The organism is Spongiactinospora gelatinilytica (assembly GCF_003236385.1).
GTDB lineage: Bacteria > Actinomycetota > Actinomycetes > Streptosporangiales > Streptosporangiaceae > Spongiactinospora > Spongiactinospora gelatinilytica.
Genome location: NZ_POUA01000616.1, coordinates 1 through 2,624, shown reverse-complemented (window position 1 = coordinate 2,624; position 2,624 = coordinate 1). Strand labels below are relative to the sequence as shown.

Sequence of the window (2,624 nt, the reverse complement as noted above, 5' to 3'; positions counted from 1 at the left end):
CACCTGGATGGCCGCCCGCCAAGGGCCATCGCCGTCCCCGCTGCGGCTGCCCGCCCGTGGTGTCACCGAGCACGGCCTGATCGACCTGGGCCCGGACGGCGTCGCCGCCGTTGCCGAGGTCTCCACCGTCAACTTCGCGCTGCGTACGGCCGAGGAGCAGGACGCGCTCGTGTCCGCCTTCGCCCGGTGGCTCAACGCGCTGTCCGGCCAGGTCCAGGTCCTGGTACGCGCCGAGCGCATCGATCTGTCGGCCGCCATCGCCGACCTGCGCAATTCCGCTCCCGCCCTGCCCCACCCGGCACTGACACAGGCCGCCGCCGAGCACGCAGCCTTCCTCACCGACCTGTCGGCCCGGCATGACCTGCTGCGCCGCCAGGTCCTGCTCATCGTCCGTGAACCCGCCGCAGGCCCGCACGGCAGTACGGCCCTACGCCGGATGGACGAGGCCGCACGCGTGCTGTCGGCCGGCGGACTGGTGGTCCGGCCGCTCCCGGCCACCGCCGTCCATGCCCTGCTGACCTCCTGCTTCGACCCCACGGCATCACCACTGCCCAACGGCGACGACGAGATCGGAGGCTCCCGGTGACCATCCGCTTCGGCCCTGACTCGATCGAGGTCCAGCGCCGAAAGTTGCACGTCACAGACGGTGTCTGCGCCACCCTCGCGATCACCGGCTACCCCCGCGAGGTCGCCCCCGGATGGCTGGAACCCCTGCTCACCTACCCCGGACGCCTGGACGTCTCCTTGCACATCGAGCCGGTGCCCTCGCTCATCGCCTCCGACCGGTTGCGCAAGCAGTTCGCCCGCCTGGAGTCCGGGCTGCGCAGCGACCACCAGCACGGACGCCTCCTGGACCCCGGTACCGAAGCCGCCGCCGAAGACGCCCAGGACCTCGCCGCCCGCATCGCCCGCGGTCAGGCCAAACTGTTCCGCGCCTCGATCTATTTGACCGTGCACGCCACCACGCCACAAGCCCTTGATGAGGCATGCGCCCAGGTACGTGCCCTGGCCGCATCCCTCCTCCTGGATGCCCGGCCGCTCACCTACCGGCAACTCCAAGGCTGGATCAGCTCACTCCCCCTCGCCTACGACAACCTCGGCCTGCGGCGCAGCTTCGACACCGCAGCCCTGGCCGCCGCCTTCCCCTTCACCTCACCCGACCTGACCACCGAACTCGGCCCCACCGCAGTCCTGTACGGAGCCAACCTGTCCTCGGCGTCCCTGGTCGCCTGGGACCGCTTCGCCCAGGCCAACCACAACTCCGTGATCCTGGCCAGCAGCGGCAGCGGAAAGTCCTACCTGGCCAAGCTGGACGCCCTGCGCTCCCTGTACCAAGGGGTCGAAGTCGCCGTCATCGACCCCGAAGACGAGTACGCCCGCCTCGCCGAAACCGTCGGCGGCGCCTACCTCCACTTCGGCGCGCCTGACGTCCGGCTCAACCCCTTCGACCTGCCACCTCGCAGTGGCCCCGGCGACGATCCGCTCACCCGCCGCGCCCTGTTCCTGCACACCCTAATCGCGGTCATGCTCGGCGAACCGCTGCCCAACAGCGCCAAAGCCGCCCTCGACCGCGCCATCCTGACCACCTACCGAAACGCCGGAATCACCGCCGAACCGAATACCTGGCAGCGCCGCCCACCGCTCATGCGGGACCTGGCCACCGCACTCGCCGACGACCCCGACCCGCACGCGCAGGAGATCGCTGCCGGGCTCGCCCCGTACGTCACCGGGAGCCACCGCCGCCTGTTCGACGGCCAGACCACCACCGACCCCGACTCCCACCTGATCGTCTTCTCCCTGCGCGACCTGCCCGACGAACTCAAGCCGGTCGGCACCCTGCTCACCCTGGACGCCGTCTGGCGGCGGGTGTCCGACCCGGCCGACCGCCGCCCCCGCCTGGTCGTCGTCGATGAGGCGTGGCTGCTGATGCGCGAACCCGAAGGCGCGAAATTCCTGCTCAAGATGGCCAAAGCCGCCCGTAAACATTGGGCCGGCCTGTCGGTGATCACTCAGGATGCCGCCGACCTTCTCGGCTCCGACATCGGCAAAGCGGTGATCGGTAACTCCACCACCCAAATCCTGCTCCGCCAAGCTCCGCAGGCCATCGACACCGTCACCGATGCCTTCCAGCTCTCCGACGGAGAACGTCAGCTCCTGCTGTCCGCCGAACGCGGGATGGGCCTGCTCGCGGCCGGACGGCAACGCGTCGCCTTCCAGGTGATCAGCAGCGCCTGGGAGCACGACACCGTCACCAGCGACCCCGCAGAACTCGCCGAACTCACCACCAATCCGAATTTCGATCCTGAGGAGGACATATGATCATCCGTCCCGTCGCCACCGCCCTGCTGGTCGCCCAGCTAGCGCTCTGCGTTGCCTGCGGCCAGGCCAAAGAGACTCACGCCACCGTCCAACCCCGCAAGCAGCTCACCCAGACCGAAGCCGGCCGCATCCACCATGCCTACCAGCAGACATACCTTCGCGCCCTGCGCGCTGGTGGACGAGGAATGGAGCATGCCGAAGCCGGCCTGGCCCTGAAGCTCACCCGCACGCAGTTCCGCCTCGCCACCAAGACCAACGACCCCATCTCACCCTGCCTCTTATACACATCTCCGAGCCCACGAGAC

At 69.3% G+C, this 2,624-nt stretch carries 2 protein-coding genes and 1 pseudogene; all 3 read left to right on the top strand.

All coding sequences use genetic code 11. The features are described 5' to 3' along the window. Window positions 1-586: pseudogene (locus C1I98_RS42290) on the top strand (PrgI family protein); the annotation flags it as partial. Beyond that, a complete protein-coding gene (locus tag C1I98_RS37725; protein WP_233508536.1) occupies window positions 583-2,319 on the top strand; it encodes a VirB4 family type IV secretion system protein in 1,737 nt (578 codons plus the stop codon). The pseudogene C1I98_RS42290 and the gene C1I98_RS37725, both read left to right, overlap by 4 nt. Then, window positions 2,316-2,624, top strand: a 309-nt coding sequence (locus C1I98_RS37720; RefSeq protein WP_146607891.1) for a hypothetical protein, incomplete at its 3' end; no start/stop codon positions are given. The genes C1I98_RS37725 and C1I98_RS37720, both read left to right, overlap by 4 nt.